The sequence below is a fragment of the Neolewinella aquimaris genome, from assembly GCF_014197245.1.
GTDB lineage: Bacteria > Bacteroidota > Bacteroidia > Chitinophagales > Saprospiraceae > Neolewinella > Neolewinella aquimaris.
In genome coordinates, this window is sequence record NZ_JACIFF010000006.1 from 80,366 (window position 1) to 97,847 (window position 17,482).

A 17,482-nucleotide genomic window follows, 5' to 3' on the forward strand; every position below is an offset into this window, starting at 1 on the left:
GTAAACTCTAGGTAAACTATGTTTTAAGTGGCAGCGTTGTTATATTTCACCTGAAGCAATAAACTCTGCCCATGACCTACTATAAAGAGGAGCAACGCCTTCGCAATCCGGGACTGATCGCGCTTATGATACTTATGACAGGACTGGTGGGGTACCGGGTTGCCCTACTTGGTTTCGGCGGAGCCAGCGCACGCCAACTCGTGATTACCGGACTCATCGCCCTATTGGTTGCCGGCTGCTGGTACGCGGTTTACCGCTCCCGGCTGCGCATTAAGATCAACGACAAGCACGTAAAGGTAAAGATGAAGGGCGTACTCGGTCGGCAACTGAAGCTGCCAACCGCCGACATTGTTGATTGCACTTACGTTGACGTTGCTCCGTCGGCTCGCTGGTCGGGAGCACTCACGCATCCGTCGTCCACTTTCAGCTGCATCGACTTCGGGGGGCGGCGTGGCATCTGCATCCGCATGCGCAACGGTCACACCTACTTTATTGGTTCCGACGATCTGTTTGAGCGGCAAAACGATATACCTCTTCCAACACACGCTGCCGCCAGTTGAACGGCTCCAGGTCGGCCAGTCCGAGGATTGAAACCGCCGTATCCATCTCCTCTTCGTAATCGCTCGAAAAGCTAAAGTTGCGGGCGGCGGCGCGCAGGTGCCGTGCGGGGATCAGTCCGATCAGTTCGGAACCCGTTACCTTAATTCCCATGGCCGCAGCCAAGTCCGTAGCGGTTAGGTATACGCGAGCAAGGCTGACTTGGTCGGGATCCACTACGTTGCAACTGACCTGACAACGTCCGTACTCTTCGATGTACCAACCAATGGCTTTGAGTCCGGGGAACAGCCCCGGCCGACCGGCCGCCCCGCTGCCCCGCAGCCGGGCGGCCAGTTGGTTGGCCTGCTCCGGCGTAGCCTCCGCACTCAGGTTAATGTTCCACGCAATCAGAAAGGGGCGGGTGCCCATGATCGTAATTCCGAGACGGGGGTGGGGGGTTGACGGACCGAAATCGGGCTGCCAGTCGGGCAGCTGCATCTTTTCCGTCAGCCCTTCGAACTCGCCCTTGCGCACTGCTGCCAGGTTCGCCCGGTGGGGTAGGGCGGCGCTGTTTTCGTAGAGGTACACCGGGAGATTGAATCGCTCGGCAACCATCTTGGCCAGCTCCTGCGTCCCCGCCCTTACTTCCGCTTCCTGAATGTTGGCAATGGGCACTAAGGGACATACGTCGATGGCTCCACTCCGCGGATGGGTGCCCCGGTGCCGCCGCATATCGAGGTGTTCGTCGGCAATGCGGTAGAGGTGAAACGCGGCCTCGTAAACCCCCTCCGGAGCGCCCGCGAAGGTAAAAACGGTCCGGTGAGCGCCGTGGCCGATGTCGCGGTGCAGTAGATAGCAGTTGTCGACGGAGTCGATTGCCTCAGACATGCGATCCAGCACACCAAGGTCGCGGCCTTCACTCACGTTGATGACGCATTCGATGAGGGGAGCGGCGGGAGTGGGCATAGGAATTTATTGGACTCGGGCGTTTAGAGCTTGTGCGGCCCGTACAACTAAGCTCAAGCAAAGAAAATCAATGTTGCGTTACCTTTCTGTCTTACCACTTCTTGCCGCCCTGCTGTTGCTGACCGGCTGCGGGGAGGATGGCCCCGATGCCGTAACCGCCCCACCCTCCGGCGATCCCGGAATCAACCGACTCAGTGCAATGATTCTTCAGCAGCCCGAAGCGGCTGACCTGTACGCCCAGCGGTCGCTGATGTTCTACGACGTGGAAGATTACGATAACGCCATCGCCGATCTGACGACCGCCCTTTCCATCGACAGCACCAACCTCGACTACCATTACCGACTGGCCGACGTATACCTCGATTACTACCGGAGCCGACTGGCCCTCCGAACCCTGGAAAACGCCGCCCGCCTCGACCCCGATCAACTGGAAACCCAGCTTCGTCTGGCCGAAACCCAGCTGATCCTGAAGCAGTACGACGATGCGATCGCCAGCCTGAACCAGGCCGTGCGGCTGGATCCCCGCAATCCCGAAGCCTACTACCTGCTCAGCCAGGTATTCGCCGAAACCGGAGACACCCTGCGGGCCACGAACGCAGCGGAGGAAGCCACCCAGATCAACCCCGACATGACCGACGCCTACCTGCTGCTCGGTGAGCTGGCCGCCGCGAAGGGAGACCCCCGGGCCATCGAATACTTCAATGCGGCCGTGGACATCGATCCCGGCGACGTGATCGCCATTCACGCGCGGGCGGACTACTACCGGGATACGGGTGACCTGGAACGGGCCATTGCGGAGTACCGCCGGGCCAGCATTACGGACCGACAGTACGTAGCTGGCAACTTCAACGCCGGACTGTTGCTTATGGAGCTCGATAGCGTACGGCGCGCCTACGATGAATTCAACATCACGATCAAGAACGATCCCATTCACATTCGCGCCTACTTCTACCGCGGATACGCCAGTGAACTGATGGGGGATGTCGCGGCGGCCCGCAGCGACTACGAAACGGCCCTGCGGATGTCACCCGACTTTACGCTGGCCCTGGAGGGGCTGGCGCGGCTGAACGGATAAAGTCGGCAATGGCTCCGGCGTAGGGATCCCGATCGTCGTAGGTCCAGCGGCCGGCATCGAGGTGGCCCCCCTCGGGAATGGTGAGCAAGCGGGCATCCGGCACCCGGAGGGCAAAAGAGGTGGAGTGGCGGTAGTCGACCATCCCGTCCGCCGTGCCGTGGAGGAGCAACCAGTCCAGGGACCCGGCGTGGTGAAGTTTGTTTATAGGATCGTGGTCCGCATACCGTCGGAATAACCTTCCGGGGCGTAAGAGTTCCAGGTTCAGTGGCGCGGCACAGAGGAGGGCCCGATCGGGCCCGGCGGGCCAGCCGGCGGCGGTCCACCAGTCGGGGTGCAGGGCCATGAGCGCCGCCAGGTGTCCGCCGGCACTAATGCCCCCGATCTGGGGCGGGGAGAGCGGCATCCCGCTTGCGGCAACCGCCGCGATTACTGATTTACAGTCCGCCACGATCGAGGGGAGGGAGTAGCGCGGCGGCCGTCGGTAGCTGGGCAGCACCACCCGAAATCCCTGTGCCAGCCAGGGGCGGGCGGCCGGGCGGAAGGCTTCGGGGGTTCCGAAGGTCCAGGCACCTCCGTGCAGGTAGAACGCCCAGGACAGGGGAGCGGTGGGGGCGAAACCTTCCGGTTCCAGGAGTAGATAGTACTGGCGGGGGTGGGGCCCGTAGGCGAAACGCCGGATGCTACAGCTCATCCGACCACGCACTTCGCGGCCGTGCTTCCAGTAAGTGGGCAGCTGGAGCACATCGATGAGCGACCTTTTGATGTTCCTTAGCATATGGCTACTTTCTCAGCGGGGCAATCACTGCGTAAAACTACCTTTACCTAATTCTTGTCCTTATTGTTTCAGACCTCAATTTCCCGAGCGTGCGCATTCTTACCCTCTTGTCTGCTTTGTTTCTTACCGCCACCCTTGCGGGTCAGGCACCCGATCGGCCCAGTTCGGGTGAGCTGCACGCCGCGATCCAGAAACTGGGCGTGCTGGGTTCGGCGCTTTACGTAGCCGCTCATCCCGACGACGAGAATACCCGCATGATCGCCTACCTGGCCAACGTGGAAAAGGTGGAGACGGGCTACCTGAGCATGACGCGGGGCGACGGCGGACAAAACCTCATCGCGCCCGACATCAGCGAGCTGCTCGGCCTTACCCGTACCCAGGAACTACTCGCGGCACGGCGTATCGACGGGGGCAAGCAATTCTTCAGCCGGGCCAACGACTTTGGCTACTCCAAACACCCCGACGAAACCTTCAACATCTGGGACAAACGGGAAGTACTCGCGGATGCAGTGTGGGTGATCCGGCAACAGCGGCCCGACATCATGATCCTGCGCTTCGATCCCCGCGCTCCGGGTTCTACCCACGGTCACCATACGGCCTCGGCGATCATCGGCATGGAGGCCTTCGACCTGGCCGGTGACCCCAGTGCCTTTCCCGAACAACTCGAATACGTGGAGCCCTGGCAACCCGAGCGGCTGTTCTGGAATGCCTACAGTTGGGGGCGGGACACCCTGCCCGACTACGTCGATACGAGCGACCTCATCACCGTCGACATCGGCACCTACCTACCAAAACTCGGGGAGAACGTAGCCGAAATCGCCGCCCGCAGCCGCAGCCAGCACAAGAGCCAGGGGTTCGGCAGCTCCGGCAGCCGGGAAAGGTACACCGAACGCCTGGAGCAGATCAAGGGAGACAGCAACGGCAAGCAGGACCATCCCTTCGCCGGCATCACCACCGACTGGTCGCGGGTAAGTGGGGGAGCGCCCATCAATGCCGCCCTAAAACAGATTGAAACCGACTTCGACTTCGACGATCCCGCGGCTTCCGTCCCGGGCCTGCTCGACGTACGCCGTAAGATCAGTGTCCTGGAGGAAGGCTTTTGGCGTAAGACGAAGCTTGCCGAACTCGACGACATTATTGCCGGCGCATTGGGCCTATATCTCAGTGCCACCGTCGATACCCGTATGGCGGCACCCGGAGATACCCTGGCCGTTAAGGTGGAAATCACCAATCGCAGCGACGTGCGGGTAGACCTGGACCGGATCGCCATAAGCGGGGATACCGAAATGGATGTACAAAAGCAGCCCCTGAACAACGGCGAGCCCCGGTTCGACACCCTCCGTACGGTACTGCACGACAAACAACTGAGCGGTCCGTACTGGCTACAGGAAGAGTGGAAACTCGGCATGTACAGCGTAGCGGACCAACAGCTGCGCGGCCGGGCCGAAGGGGCCGATCCGGTGACGGTCGACTTTACGATCGAAGTGGACGGCCAGTCCATCATCCTGAACCGGCCGGTCCGCTACCACTACACCGACCCCGTTGCGGGCGAACAGTTTCAACCCTTCGAGGTGATGCCCCCGGTCTTCGTGGAAGTAGGTGAAACCAGCTATCTGTTCACCAACGACGAAGCGGAACCCGTAACGGTAAAGGTCACCGCGGCCACCGACAACATCGCGGGCAACCTGAGTTTGGCAACGCCGGCCGGATGGAAAGCGGAACCCGCATCCCAGCGCATCGAACTCGCGCGACGCGGACAGGAAAGCTTCTACACCTTTCACCTCAGCCCGCCCGTAGAACAATCGCAGGGCAAAATCGTACCCAATTTGCAACTGACGGGCAAACCGAACGTCACGTACTCCCGCAAGCTGGTTACCATCGATCACCCCCACATTCCCACCCAGCTGGCCGATCTGAACGGAGGGGCGTCCGTAGCCCGCGTCGACCTCAAGACCGCCGGCCGGAGCATCGGATACTTACCCGGCGCGGGCGATGCGATCCCCGAAGCACTCACCGCCATCGGACTCGACGTTACGATACTGACGGATGCCGAAGCATCGATTGGGAAACTGAGCGACTACGACGCCATCGTGGTGGGCGTGCGCGCGTACAATACCCTGTCCCGCATGCCGGTCTACCAGCCGCGGCTGCTGGAATACGTCAAACAGGGCGGCACCCTCATCGTACAGTACAACACCAACCGCGGACTGCGGGTAAAGGAAAGCGAACTCGGCCCCTTCCCGCTAGAACTCAGCCGCGACCGGGTCACGGTGGAGGAAGCGCCGGTCAAGATCCTCGCTCCCGATCATCCCGCCCTGAATTTTCCGAATAAGATCACCGCGGCCGATTTTGAGGGTTGGGTGCAGGAGCGCGGACTTTACTTTCCCGATAAGTGGGCACCCGAATACACCCCCCTCCTTGGCAGCAGCGACCCGGGGGAGGAGGAGCACGACGGCGGATTGCTGGTCGCCCGGTATGGCTCCGGGCATTTTGTCTACACCGGCTACAGTTTTTTCCGCGAGCTGCCCGCCGGTGTACCCGGTGCCTACCGACTTTTCGCTAACCTGGTCGCCCTCGGCCAAACCAAGTAATTCATGCAACTCGGCTTCGTTACCGCCATTCTGCCCGATCAATCCCTCGAAGAAGTACTGCGCACCGCCGCCGACATCGGCTACGACTGCGTGGAGGTTATGTGCTGGCCCCCGGGAAAGGCGGAGCGCCGGTACGCGGGCGTGACCCACATCGACATCTCCACCCTCGATGAAGCCGGCATCGAACGGGTCAAAGAACTGCAGGAACGCTACGGCGTCTTCATTTCCTCCCTCGGTTACTATCCCAATGTGCTGGGCGGGGACGCGGGAGCAGCGCAAGTGGCCATCGACCACCTCTACGACCTGCTGGAAGCCGCCGCGGCCCTGGGCATCAATACGGTAACCACCTTCGTCGGCCGCGACAAGGACCGCACCATCGAAGCGCAGTGGGAAGACTTCCTTACCATCTGGAAACCCCTCGTCGAGCGGGCCGGGGAGCTGGGCGTGCGCATCGGCATCGAGAACTGCCCCATGCGCTTCACCGCCGACGAATGGCCGGGGGGCAACAACCTGGCGGTCAGTCCGGACGTGTGGGAAAACATGTGGCGCGACATTCCCGCCGCCCACTGGGGCCTGAACTACGATCCGAGCCACCTGGTGCTGATGCAGATGGACTACACCCGTCCGTTCCGCGACTATCCCGAGCGAATGATTCACGTACACGCCAAGGACCTGCGGATCGACCGCGAAAAACTCGACCGCCACGGCATCTTTTCCCATCCCGGTCTGTGGCACACTCCCAAATTGCCCGGTATGGGCGACGTGGATTGGGGCAAATTTTTCAGTCACCTCACCGATGCCGGCTACCGGGGCCCCGTATGTGTCGAGGTAGAGGATCGGGCCTACGAGGGCGACCTGGAGCTGCGGAAGCGTTCGTTGCGGCAGAGCCACGATTACCTGCGGCAGTTTATCGCGTAGGCTTGCATCGCACTTGCGACTTACCTTGCACCCGCGTCCCCGCCCGAAAACTAAACGACACCCATGGCCCGCCGAAGGAAGAACCGTATGCCCGAGCGCATCGACAACGTTACGATCACCTCCCTGGCCGATAAGGGCTTCTGCGTGGGCAAAACTCCGGAGGGGATGACCGTCTTCGTGGAAGATGTGGCGCCGGGCGACGTCGTCGACGTGCGCCCATTCCGCAAGAAGAAAAAAGTGCTCTTTACCGCTCCGCTGCGCTTCATCGAACGATCGACCGAACGGGTGGAGCCTTTCTGCCAGCACTTCGGGGTGTGCGGCGGTTGCAAGTGGCAACATTTTGCCTACACCGGCCAACTACGGGAGAAGGAACGCATGGTACACGACGCCTTTCAGCGGATCGGCAAGGTGGAAGTCGACGAGTGGCAACCCATCCTGGGCAGCAAGCAGATCCAGTACTACCGCAACAAGCTGGAATTCGGCTGCGCCAACCGCCGCTGGCTTCCGACGGAGGAAGTGGGCACCGACATCAGCAACGAGGAGCCCGTCATCGGGTTTCACAAGGCCGGAGCCTACGACAAACTCATCCAGATCGAGCACTGCCACCTGCAGCACGGGCCGAGCAACGAACTCAGGAACGGCCTGCGCGCACTGGCGACCGAACTCGGCATCGAGTTTTTCGACATGCGGGAACGCACCGGATTGCTGCGGCAGATGATGGTCCGGACCACCACCACTGGAGAATGCATGCTGGTGATTGCCTTCTACAGCGACGAGCGGGAGACGATCAACCGATTCCTGGATGCCGCCCTGGCCCGCTTCGGGGAGGAGATCACCAGTCTGTTCTACTGCATCAATCCGAAGATCAACGAATACCTGATGGACCTGGAGATGGTGCCTTACGCCGGGCCGGCCTACGTCACCGAGCGGCTGGGCCACGTGAGCTTCCGGATCGGCCCCAAGTCGTTCTTCCAGACCAATACCGCACAGGCCGAAAACCTGTACGCCATCACGCGGGAATTTGCCGGGCTGACGGGGGAGGAAAACGTGTATGACTTATATACCGGTATCGGCTCCATTGCGCTTTACGTAGCCGGGATGTGCCGTCAGGTGGTCGGCATCGAAGAAATTGCCCCCGCGATCGAGGACGCCCGGGAGAACGCCCGGCTGAACGGCGTCGGCAACGGCGTTTTTTACGCCGGTGACGTGCGCAATATTCTTACCCCGGAATTTGCTGAGCGGCACGGGAAGCCCGACGTGCTGATCACCGATCCGCCGCGGGCCGGTATGCATCCGAAGGTCGTGGAGATGCTGCTGCAGCTCGCCCCGCCGAAAATTGTCTACGTCAGCTGCAACCCGGCTACCCAGGCGCGCGACTTGGCAGCTTTGGGGGAGAAGTACGTCGTACGGAGGGCGCGGCCGGTCGATATGTTTCCCCATACCAGCCACATTGAGAATGTGGTAATGCTGACGTTGCGTAACTTGTAAAACTAAATAGGGGTTTTTCCACCACTTGAACAGTCTTAAATCGCCAATTTTGGCGGGAGTGCACAGTAGTTTACGCAGGATGAGTAGTGAAATATTCAGGCCAATCATCGATAAATTGGTAAAGGTCGGCGTCGATCGGGATCTCGCCGATTGCTTCGCGCGTCAGTTGCACCAGCGCCGCTGCCGCAGCAAGGAATTGCTGTTTACGGAGGGCGATGCACTACCGGACGCGTTTTACATCCTGTCGGGCTACGTGCGCCTGTACTCGACCGACAGTTCGGGCGACGTGATGGTTAAAATTCTGGCGGGCCCGCGGGATTTTGTCGGGTGCATCAGCGCTATTCTGTACAATAAGGATTCGGAACTCACGGCGGAGTGCATTACCGACTGTACCGTTGTAGTGATCGACCAGTTTCACCAGTCATTGGTGAAAAATGACCTGCGGACCATGACCTTTCTACAGGACATTGCGATCCGCCACCTGATCGCCCTCATCAACGAAAAATCTCAGATGTTGCCCCTAAAGGCCAGGGACCGGTACCTATACTTTATGGAACGGCACCCCAAAATTATGGCCCACGTGCCGGCCGGAATTGTGGCGAATTACATCGGAGTAGCTCCCCAATCGCTGAGCCGGATCAAACAAAGTATGAAATAAACCATCTTTCTACCACATTTTTAACCGATGTGAATATGAAGGACGATTATAAACCTGTTCTTTGTTCTAGATTTTATAGGCTACATTTTGACACTTTGAACAAATTTCGGTTTTAGACTTACTCTCGTCCGTTCCTCATTCAGGGGCGGACGTTTTTTTTGCCCTTCCCCGAGGAGACACCTTGAGGATTACTTGTTCTGGTAAATTATCCTTTGGTGCGGGCAAAGCGTCCGCTCGTCCTGGGTAGGGCAAGACGGCACGGTGGTGGTGAGGGCTGAGGGGAAATACTACCGACGTCCCATCTGACCGGGACGGGTGGGTTGCTTTACCACCCGGATGGGCTGGGGAACTGGGCACACGGCGGGAGTGGCGGGAAAGAGGGAGGCAAAGGCCCGGGCAATGAGAGTGTAGATATTCAAAATAATAATTTTGATAAATGCAGTCGGTCGAATTATTCGACGCTGACAATGGTACAGATAACCGTCCCCGCACCGGAAATATTGGACGGCCGGGAAAATAGCAACCGGATTCCCGGTTTTCCCCCACCCACCGGTCACTTCAACTCCCAACTTTGCGCGATAATCGGTGACTGACCGAGCTGGTTCAGCAGCCGGCGGTAGTCGGCAGCTGCGGCGTCAGCCCGCGTGGGAGCATCGTACGTTGTACCGGTGTAGATCACCACCCTTTCCGAGGTCGGCCCCTCCGTCAGGCAGTGCTCGTTTAGGGTTCGGTGACCCCGCATTCCCGCCGCACGCAGTTGCGTGAGCCGGACCGTCGCTTCCTCCGCGGGCAGGATCGCGTCCACCACGATGTACAACCGTTGGTTGCCCTCCGCGGATTTGCAATCGTCAGCGGGCGGGGGCGCGGGTGCGGTGCCACTGGTTGACTCCGAGCCTTCCGGAGCTTCAACTGTTCTTTCCCCGATCCGAACATCTGCCGGGCTATCAAACCGCGGGTCAGCAAAGGGGTCTGGGATCACGGGACCGTAGCTTTTCTCGTAAACAAGCAGTACGAGCAGTGCGGTAACTAGCAGGAGGAGGCCGATATTCAGGAACCGACGCCGGTTCTGCTTCCGTTCTGGCGGGGTGGCCCCGTAAGAAGGATTGCGATCGATCACGGCAAGGATTTCCCGGCGCTTTCCGTAACGCGACAGGTAGTCGTTAAAAATATGCCGGGGCCTGGGGATTTCCCGGATCGTGAGGCGGCCGCGCGCATCCACGATCAGTAGCCCCACGCCGTTTTTCCGGCACTGCTGACGTAGGGTTTCGAACTGTTCCGCGTTGACAAAAGTATCCTCCCCTACGGCGATCCAGCTTTCGTTGGCGGGGTAACGGCCGAGCTGTTCGATGGCCGAGATAGACTTGGTCACGCTCAGTTTCAGCCGACCTACCACGGAGGTGATGATCAATGAGCCGGCCACGAACAGGAGCAGCAACAAGGTCGTATTGAGCGCATTGAAGTACCACTCGTACCCAATGATCCCCGATAGGGCAATGAAAAAAGCGAGCGTCAGTAAGCGACCCGTCCACTGCACTTTCTTCGGATTATTACGCAGCTTCAGTTGGTGGATGGTAGTCCGACTCTTCGCTTCCACCACTACGACATAGGGCCGGCCCTTCGCCCGCATGAAGGACAGCAGCACGTCGGCCCGCTTCAGGCGCGTGTACACTTCGGTGCTCACGTAAGCGGATTTCCGACCGTAGTACTTATCGTTCAGGCGCTCGGCGACGGCGTTCTGAATGAACCTTTCCGTGAGGGCTTTTGGCATCGGCACAAAGGTAGATTAAAATAAATTGTGTGGTTAATTTGCAATACAGAACAAACGAGTGTATAATTGCTGCCGAAGGAAACGCGCTGCAAACCGTAGCGTATGTTAGTTAAGACTTTTGCCAGCGCCGTCCAGGGAGTGGACGCCCAGTCTATCATCGTAGAAGTAAATGCTGGCGGCACCGTCACCGACAATAAGCCCTGGTACAATGTCATCGGCCTCCCCGACAGCGCCATCCGCGAAGGAAGCTACCGCGTAGAGACCGCCGTGTGCAATAGCGGATTTAAAAATAAGCGACTCAGGACCGTAATAAACCTTGCCCCGGCCGACGTGCGAAAGGAGGGGGCTGCCTACGATCTGCCCATTGCCATGGCTTACCTGCAGGCTAGCCGCCAGATCCATTCTAATCGAATGAAGGACTATCTCATGATGGGGGAGCTCTCGCTCAGTGGAGAGTTGCGGCCCATCAAGGGTGCCCTACCGATTGCCATTAAGGCCAGGCAACTGGGTTACCGGGGCCTGCTGGTGCCGCGCGAAAATGCCCGGGAGGCCGCTATTGTCGACGGTATTGAGGTCCATGGATTGGGTACACTCCGGGAGGCGGCCGACTTCATTACCGGAATTACGGAGGTACCGGCGACGAAGGTGGACACCCGGGAGGAGTTCTTCCGCGATCGAATGGCGTTTGGCGTCGATTTTCGGGACGTACGCGGTCAGGAAAACATCAAACGCGCGCTCACCATTGCCGCAGCGGGTGGGCACAACGTGATACTGATCGGTCCCCCCGGGGCGGGCAAAACCATGCTTGCCCGCAGATTGCCCACCATCCTGCCTCCGTTGAGCCTGCGCGAGGCGCTGGAAACGACTAAGATTCATTCCGTCGCGGGTACGTTGGGGGAGGATGCTGCTCTCATCACCACCCGGCCCTTCCGGTCGCCCCACCACACGATCAGCGACGTAGCCCTGGTGGGGGGTGGAAGTTTTCCTTCCCCCGGTGAAATCAGCCTGTCGCATAACGGTGTCCTGTTTCTGGATGAGCTGCCCGAGTTCCGACGGTCCGCCCTGGAGGTGATGCGGCAACCGATGGAGGAGCGCCGCATCGTCATCAGTCGGGCCAGAATCACCGTGGAGTTCCCTTCGAGTTTTATGCTCATCGCCAGTATGAACCCCTGCCCCTGCGGCTACTTCAATCATCCCGATCGGGAATGCGTCTGCGCGCCCGGCGTAGTGAAGCGTTACCTAAATCGGATCAGCGGACCGCTGCTCGATCGCATCGATCTCCACGTAGAGGTAACCCCCGTGCCCCTGGAGAAACTCACCGCACCCGACGATGCTCGCGGAGAGGACAGTAAGGCGATTGCCGCACGCGTGCAGCAAGCCCGGGAAATCCAGGCTACCCGCTTCACCGGGCAGAATGGAATCTACTGCAACGCCCAGATGCCGAGCAGATTGGTCCGGCAGTACTGCCGCCCCGGCAATGCCGGCAACCGCCTGCTGAAAACGGCAATGGAAAAGCTACAGCTCAGTGCCCGGGCCTATGACCGTATTCTCAAAGTAGCCCGTACAGTTGCCGATCTTGAATCCTCCCCCGAGATACTTACGACCCACCTGGCCGAGGCGATCAATTTCCGTACGCTGGACCGTGGAAGCTGGGGGGAGAAGGGGGTGGGCGGGTAACTCGCAGCCTACCTGCTCGACCGTACCTTCAGGATCTTTACCTCGACGCGTTGATTGCGCTGGTTGCACTCTTCGGTGTCCTCAATACAGACGGGACGCGACCTGCCGTATCCACGGGGGAGCATCTGGGAAGTACCGATGTCGAGGGAGTTGAGGTAGTCGATCACCGCAATGGCGCGCTCCTGACTGATTCGGCTGGCGTACACCGGTCCCGCCCGGTAGCTTGCGTGACCGCCGATCTCCACTACGACATCGGTATTGTGACGGAGGAAGTCCGCAATTTCGGTCAGGGCGGCCTCACTTTCCCGCTCCAGTTCGGCGCTGTTTGCCCGGAAGGTGATGTTCTCGATTTCAAATACCTGACCGATCTTCAGCTCCCCACGCGTTTTGCCAAGTTCGACCACCGGGGCTTTCGGTTCCTGGGGCCTCCGGTTGCTCTGGCTTGGCGTAGCGGGGCGGGGGCGTACTCCGGGAGTATCGTCGGTATCCGGTTCTTCTTCGGCAAGTGCGTCCTCACCCGGATTATCCCGGCCGGGAGCGTCGAGGTCTTCATCACAGTCGACTACGGTGATTGGCTTTGCGTCGTCCAGTAGGATATTGCCGTTGTAGGGGAAAAGAATGGGTTGGCGGTAGAAGGCCTCCAGTACGATGTAGGTATAGTCGCGCTGCGGCTTGAGTTTGATGCGGTATTCCTTCCAGTTCCAGTTGGAGACCAGGGGGCTTTCTCCCATCACCTCGCCGATGTCGCACACGTCGAAGCCTCCACGAATGCGCAACTTGATGGGGGTGATGTAGTTTTCGTCGTTATCCGTCAGGCGGCTTTTGGACATGTAAAGCTCCGAGCGGGCGAGCTGGATCCGGAGTTCGTAGCACTGTCCGGCCACCATGGCAACGTTCATGCGTTGGCCGACCCGCTCGTGGGTATCGTTGTCCCGGGTGACCATACCGAGGTAAGTATACTGGTGGTAAGCGGGCTTCACTACTTTAAATTCACGCAGGGGGTCGGGTTGGATATCTACGGCGGATTCTCCGGGGAAGCCGCAGTCGGTCCAGCCCTTCGGAGCGGCGCCTACGCGGGGCATGTCTTCAAAGGAAGGATTTACCAGCGTGATGGTGCCATCGGTTTGAGCGGCGACCGCGTAGCCGATCAGCAACAACCAGGACAGATAGAAATAACGCATCTCGTTTCAGTTGTGTCGACGATGGCAACCTGGGCTACCGGCTCGTCTCATCCATAGTATTACACTAACGTGTGAGTCAACAAATTGGTGCAAAGATTATGTTACAGTCGGGTGCGCAAGTTTGATTACTCCCTCAATTACAAAGAACTGGACCTGCGCCAGCATCCGGAACTTTACGCCATCGGCCGTGGCGAACAGGGCGTACTGCTGGTCGAGCCCTACAAATCCGAAATCCTGCCGCACTGGCGCTTCAAGGATCCGTCCACGGCCACCGTGTCCGCAGATACAATTTATAAAATGTTCCTCGCTTATCTCGGGCAAAAGGACTTCGTGGGCGCCGACATGGCCCGGAAGTTTCTACAAATGGGGTACACCCGTTCACGTCGGTACGCCAACTACCGGGGGGGCAAGAAATACGACGGCCCCGTACCCGATGATAAAAAGGGACAAAGCGGCGCCCACGGACGGGAGCAGCTGGAGCGTCAGCCAGAAGATCCCGTGAAGGCCGAATCGGCCCGAATCTTTAAGGCAAAGTGGGACGAGGCTAAAGTCGATCCGGAATACCTGCGGCAGAAGCAGGCATTCATCGACCGCTTCGGTTAATCGCTGAGCCGCACGGTCAACCGTTCGATCATCCGCATACACCCTTCCATTTGCTCAACCGCAACGAATTCGTTGGCCCGGTGCGCCTGGGCGATATCTCCGGGACCGCAGATGACGCTGGGAAAGCCAGCATTGGAAAACTGACCCGCTTCGGCGGCAAAGGCGACGGTGCCGGTGCGGTCACAACCGCTGATTTCCTTGACCAAGTCGACCATTGGATCGCCTTCGGCCGTATCGAGCGGGGGCACGAAGGGGTGGAGGGGGAAGTGCTCGATGCTGAAGTCAGGATAGACCGGCCGGCGTAGCTCCTCCCGCTCCCGGCAGAAGGCTTCGAAGTCGGCAAAGAGTTGCTCGGCATCGTCGCGGGGGATCGTCCGGTAATCCCACTCGAAGCGGCACTTGTTCGCGATGATGTTGAAGGCTGAGCCCCCCGCGATCTTGCCCACGTGAATGCTCGTGTGGTTGGGGGAGAAGCGGTCGTCGGTGTGGCCGGCGGCGATGAGGGCATCCATTTTTTCCTCCAGCCACACCACCAGGCGGGCCGCCTCGTGTACCGCGTCGACTTCCTGCTTCACGCGGCTGCTGTGTCCCTGGCTTCCCCTGACCTCGGTGGTGTAGACCATGATCCCCTTCTGGCCTACCATGGGTTGCAGCATCGTCGGCTCACCGATGATGGCCCCCATCGGGCGCTCTGGATAGTGATTCCTTATCGCGGCGGCAATAATGTCACCGGCCATACAACCAATCTCTTCATCGTAACTGAAGGCAAAGTATACGGGGCGCTGCAGGTCAGCGGCCAGTAAGCCGGGCACCGATGCCAGGCAACAGGCGATGAAGCCCTTCATGTCGCAGCTGCCGCGGGCGTATAGCTTGTCGCCCTGCCGCACCAGTTCGAACGGATCCGTATTCCAGGGTTGCCCTTCGGTCGGCACCACGTCCATGTGACCGCTTAGGATCACCCCGCCATCGACGGCCGGACCGATGCGGCAGTGCAGGCAGGCCTTCGATCCGTCGTCATTGGGTACCAGGGTGTACTCGATTCCGTGATCGGACAGGTAACCCTCGATCCAGTGCAGGACGGGCAGGTTGCTCTGGCCGCCGAGCACGGGGAAGGTGACGAGGTGGGCAAGAATTTCGGTGGCGGTGAGCTGTTTGGGTGTCAAGTGGGGTTGGCTTTAGCGGGTTCAGGTAGAGAAGTCGTAGAGCGTTGTCGGAGTTCTACCGGGATCAACGGCACGCAAAGAACCGGCACGAAAGGAATATATTAGTGACCTATCCCGAAAGTAGCGTCTTAGTAGGGTCCGCTCGGATGAGCAACCGTTCGGCCGGATTAGCAAACACACCGCATATGAAAGATTTATTCTACTCCCTGACCTTTATTGCCCTGTTGGTTTTTGCCGGCGCGCGGCTCACCGCCCAGGTTACCAGCCAGCAGCAAATGATGAGCCGTGGCAACAACGAGGCCCTCATCCTTGAACTACCCAGCGCGGATGCCAAACTGGTCGGAGACGTCTGGGAGGACTGGCTGAAGGACAACTACAAGGTCAAAACCAGTAAGACAAAGAAAGCCCGGAACGGCGAGCTATCTTCCCTCAACTTCAGCCTGCCGGGCGTGAGCGCGGGTGGAAAGGTAGATATGTACTCCACGGTCAAGGAAGTCGGCAACGGCAGCGAGCTTACGATCTGGATCGCTACCCCCGACGGCTACGTGAGCCCCGATCTGAACCAGGGCCAGTACCTCGAAGCCGAGAAGATGCTAATGCGCTTTGCCCTGGCCGTAAGCAAGGAGCAAATCGAACAGGACGTCGATTCAGAGGAGGACAAACTCAAGGACCTGGAGAAGGAGCTCGATCGCCTCCGGAAGGATAAGGAGCGTGCCGAAAAGGACATCGTGGATGCCCAGAAGCGCATCGCCGAACTCGAAGCCGACATTCAGCGCAACATCGTTGACCAGGAAACCAAGCAGCGGCAGATCGAGGAACAGGTACGTATGGTAGAACAAACCAAACGGAAGCTGAGCGACTACTAGACCGGGTAATATGGCGTACTAATCCGCAACAAGAAAGACGCGGTGCCATTATAAGGGAAAGTCGTCCGCCGATGCCCCGCCCTCTCTCCGAAGCCCCCCACCTTAGTGCGCGCCTCCCCGCAGGTCATGCCGATCAGCCGATCTCCCAGGCGGATGCACCCCCGGTAACCACCTTTCAATCTCAGGGTCGGTCCGCCCGCGCCTGGAAGCCCAAGCACGTATACTTTACCGCCGCCGCCTGGGAAGAGGAACACGGCCGTCGGATCGCGGAACGGCTCGACGGCTTGGACGTATCCTACGAAGTAATGAAGGCCAACCGGCTGCCGAAGCTGGGCGGCTCCACGACCAGGGAGACCTACCGCAAGGCCAAGAATACGCTGGCGATCGTCAATGCCCCGCCGAGCCAATTCAGGTTGACCCCCATTCCCCCCTCGGCCGACTGGCAATTTCACCTGGCAAAGGGGTGCCCGGCACACTGCCAGTACTGTTATTTAGCCGGCAGTCTTCCCGGAGCACCGGTAACCCGGGCTTACGCCAATCTCGATCAAATCCTGGAAAACAACGCGGCGTACATCGATCCAAATAAGGACCTGACCACCTTCGAGGCAAGCTGCTATACCGATCCCCTGGGCATCGAACACCTGACGGGCTCGCTTGCGCGCACCATTTCCTGGTTCGGCGATCAGCCTGCGGCACGACTGCGGTGGGTCACGAAGTACGACGACGTCACGCCCTTACTCGATCTCCCCCACAACGGGCAGACCCGCTGCCGGATCAGCCTCAACGCCGACTGGGTCACGCGGCGGCTGGAGGGGGGTACCGCTGATCTCGATGCGCGGCTGGGTGCCATGCGCCGACTTGCCGAAGCCGGCTATCGAATCGGAGCGGTACTCGCCCCCCTGATGCCCTTCGAAAACTGGCAGGAGGATTACGCCGATCTGCTCGACCGACTGCGTAGCACCCTCGATTTTCCGGTCGACCTCACCTTCGAGCTCATCACCCATCGCTTTACGCCCGGCTCGAAGGAGATACTTTTAGACTGGTATCCTAATACCTCCCTGGATTTCGACGAAGAACGGCGATCGAAGAAGCTTAATAAATTCGGTAGCCACAAGTTCGTATACCCGCGAGAACAAATGCAGGAACTCAAGGGCTATTTTACTGACCGCATCGCGCGCGATTTTCCCGAAGCGGAGGTTCTTTATTTTACCTAAGC

General features: G+C 59.4%; 16 protein-coding genes. 10 read left to right on the plus strand and 6 right to left on the minus strand.

Going from position 1 to position 17,482, the window contains the following annotated elements:
- Positions 1–71: 71 nt before the first annotated feature.
- Positions 72–560: a hypothetical protein gene (locus GGR28_RS12035; protein ID WP_183496053.1), complete on the plus strand. Its 489-nt coding sequence runs from the start codon at positions 72–74 to the stop codon at positions 558–560.
- On the opposite strand, the gene ftcD is transcribed toward GGR28_RS12035, so the two are convergent.
- Positions 490–1,503, minus strand: coding sequence for a glutamate formimidoyltransferase (gene ftcD, locus GGR28_RS12040; protein ID WP_183496054.1), 1,014 nt, complete (start codon positions 1,501–1,503; stop codon positions 490–492). The genes GGR28_RS12035 and ftcD overlap by 71 nt on opposite strands.
- 70 nt (positions 1,504–1,573) lie before the next feature.
- On the opposite strand from ftcD, the gene GGR28_RS12045 reads away from it, so the two are divergent.
- Positions 1,574–2,578, plus strand: coding sequence for a tetratricopeptide repeat protein (locus tag GGR28_RS12045; RefSeq protein WP_183496055.1), 1,005 nt, complete (start codon positions 1,574–1,576; stop codon positions 2,576–2,578).
- On the opposite strand, the gene GGR28_RS12050 is transcribed toward GGR28_RS12045, so the two are convergent.
- Complete coding sequence (locus tag GGR28_RS12050) at positions 2,538–3,353, minus strand: alpha/beta hydrolase (protein ID WP_183496056.1); 816 nt, start codon at positions 3,351–3,353, stop codon at positions 2,538–2,540. The genes GGR28_RS12045 and GGR28_RS12050 overlap by 41 nt on opposite strands.
- A gap of 89 nt (positions 3,354–3,442) precedes the next feature.
- Between GGR28_RS12050 and GGR28_RS12055 the strand changes: the two genes are divergently transcribed.
- The 4 genes from GGR28_RS12055 (at position 3,443) to GGR28_RS12070 (ending at position 9,008) form a co-directional block, all read left to right on the plus strand.
- Positions 3,443–5,944 (plus strand): PIG-L family deacetylase, encoded by a 2,502-nt coding sequence (locus GGR28_RS12055; protein ID WP_319936726.1) that lies wholly within the window; start codon positions 3,443–3,445, stop codon positions 5,942–5,944.
- A gap of 3 nt (positions 5,945–5,947) precedes the next feature.
- Positions 5,948–6,862, plus strand: a complete 915-nt coding sequence (locus GGR28_RS12060) for a sugar phosphate isomerase/epimerase family protein (RefSeq protein ID WP_183496057.1) — start codon at positions 5,948–5,950, stop codon at positions 6,860–6,862.
- A 63-nt stretch (positions 6,863–6,925) separates the two neighbouring features.
- Positions 6,926–8,350 (plus strand): 23S rRNA (uracil(1939)-C(5))-methyltransferase RlmD, encoded by a 1,425-nt coding sequence (rlmD, locus tag GGR28_RS12065; RefSeq protein WP_183496058.1) that lies wholly within the window; start codon positions 6,926–6,928, stop codon positions 8,348–8,350.
- Positions 8,351–8,429: 79 nt separating this feature from the next.
- A complete protein-coding gene (locus tag GGR28_RS12070; protein ID WP_183496059.1) occupies positions 8,430–9,008 on the plus strand; it encodes a Crp/Fnr family transcriptional regulator in 579 nt (192 codons plus the stop codon).
- Between the two features lie 287 nt (positions 9,009–9,295).
- On the opposite strand, the gene GGR28_RS19215 is transcribed toward GGR28_RS12070, so the two are convergent.
- Complete coding sequence (locus GGR28_RS19215) at positions 9,296–9,427, minus strand: hypothetical protein (RefSeq protein ID WP_262890776.1); 132 nt, start codon at positions 9,425–9,427, stop codon at positions 9,296–9,298.
- Between the two features lie 134 nt (positions 9,428–9,561).
- The gene (locus GGR28_RS12075; protein ID WP_183496060.1) at positions 9,562–10,776 is read right to left on the minus strand and encodes a hypothetical protein; all 1,215 of its coding nucleotides are present in this window, start codon (positions 10,774–10,776) and stop codon (positions 9,562–9,564) included.
- Between the two features lie 102 nt (positions 10,777–10,878).
- Here GGR28_RS12075 and GGR28_RS12080 point away from each other — a divergent pair, with 102 nt between their 5' ends.
- Positions 10,879–12,453 carry a YifB family Mg chelatase-like AAA ATPase gene (locus tag GGR28_RS12080; protein ID WP_183496061.1) on the plus strand — a complete coding sequence of 525 codons (1,575 nt, stop codon included), beginning with the start codon at positions 10,879–10,881 and terminating at the stop codon, positions 12,451–12,453.
- Between the two features lie 8 nt (positions 12,454–12,461).
- On the opposite strand, the gene GGR28_RS12085 is transcribed toward GGR28_RS12080, so the two are convergent.
- Entirely contained in the window at positions 12,462–13,634 is a 1,173-nt protein-coding gene (locus GGR28_RS12085) for an OmpA family protein (RefSeq protein ID WP_183496062.1), read from the minus strand.
- 87 nt (positions 13,635–13,721) lie between these two features.
- Between GGR28_RS12085 and GGR28_RS12090 the strand changes: the two genes are divergently transcribed.
- Positions 13,722–14,237 (plus strand): DUF4385 domain-containing protein, encoded by a 516-nt coding sequence (locus GGR28_RS12090; protein WP_221233879.1) that lies wholly within the window; start codon positions 13,722–13,724, stop codon positions 14,235–14,237.
- Here the strand turns inward: GGR28_RS12090 and argE are convergent.
- The gene (gene argE, locus GGR28_RS12095) at positions 14,234–15,400 is read right to left on the minus strand and encodes an acetylornithine deacetylase (RefSeq protein WP_183496063.1); all 1,167 of its coding nucleotides are present in this window, start codon (positions 15,398–15,400) and stop codon (positions 14,234–14,236) included. The two genes, GGR28_RS12090 and argE, sit on opposite strands and share 4 nt — an antisense overlap.
- A 185-nt stretch (positions 15,401–15,585) precedes the next feature.
- Between argE and GGR28_RS12100 the strand changes: the two genes are divergently transcribed.
- Both GGR28_RS12100 and GGR28_RS12105 read left to right on the plus strand, forming a co-directional pair.
- The gene (locus GGR28_RS12100; protein ID WP_183496064.1) at positions 15,586–16,266 is read left to right on the plus strand and encodes a hypothetical protein; all 681 of its coding nucleotides are present in this window, start codon (positions 15,586–15,588) and stop codon (positions 16,264–16,266) included.
- Positions 16,267–16,337: 71 nt separating this feature from the next.
- A complete protein-coding gene (locus GGR28_RS12105; RefSeq protein ID WP_221233880.1) occupies positions 16,338–17,480 on the plus strand; it encodes an SPL family radical SAM protein in 1,143 nt (380 codons plus the stop codon).
- Positions 17,481–17,482: the final 2 nt, after the last annotated feature.

What these genes read in the sequence shown, in the direction of transcription:
- GGR28_RS12100 (WP_183496064.1), top strand. Translation starts at nt 15,586, where the DNA reads ATGAAAGATTTATTCTACTCCCTGACCTTTATTGCCCTGTTGGTTTTT.
- GGR28_RS12060 (WP_183496057.1), top strand. Translation starts at nt 5,948, where the DNA reads ATGCAACTCGGCTTCGTTACCGCCATTCTGCCCGATCAATCCCTCGAA.
- GGR28_RS12085 (WP_183496062.1), bottom strand. Translation starts at nt 13,634, where the DNA reads ATGCGTTATTTCTATCTGTCCTGGTTGTTGCTGATCGGCTACGCGGTC.
- GGR28_RS12070 (WP_183496059.1), top strand. Translation starts at nt 8,430, where the DNA reads ATGAGTAGTGAAATATTCAGGCCAATCATCGATAAATTGGTAAAGGTC.
- GGR28_RS12105 (WP_221233880.1), top strand. Translation starts at nt 16,338, where the DNA reads ATGCCCCGCCCTCTCTCCGAAGCCCCCCACCTTAGTGCGCGCCTCCCC.
- rlmD (WP_183496058.1), top strand. Translation starts at nt 6,926, where the DNA reads ATGGCCCGCCGAAGGAAGAACCGTATGCCCGAGCGCATCGACAACGTT.
- GGR28_RS12080 (WP_183496061.1), top strand. Translation starts at nt 10,879, where the DNA reads ATGTTAGTTAAGACTTTTGCCAGCGCCGTCCAGGGAGTGGACGCCCAG.
- ftcD (WP_183496054.1), bottom strand. Translation starts at nt 1,503, where the DNA reads ATGCCCACTCCCGCCGCTCCCCTCATCGAATGCGTCATCAACGTGAGT.
- GGR28_RS12035 (WP_183496053.1), top strand. Translation starts at nt 72, where the DNA reads ATGACCTACTATAAAGAGGAGCAACGCCTTCGCAATCCGGGACTGATC.
- GGR28_RS12045 (WP_183496055.1), top strand. Translation starts at nt 1,574, where the DNA reads ATGTTGCGTTACCTTTCTGTCTTACCACTTCTTGCCGCCCTGCTGTTG.
- GGR28_RS12050 (WP_183496056.1), bottom strand. Translation starts at nt 3,353, where the DNA reads ATGCTAAGGAACATCAAAAGGTCGCTCATCGATGTGCTCCAGCTGCCC.
- GGR28_RS12075 (WP_183496060.1), bottom strand. Translation starts at nt 10,776, where the DNA reads ATGCCAAAAGCCCTCACGGAAAGGTTCATTCAGAACGCCGTCGCCGAG.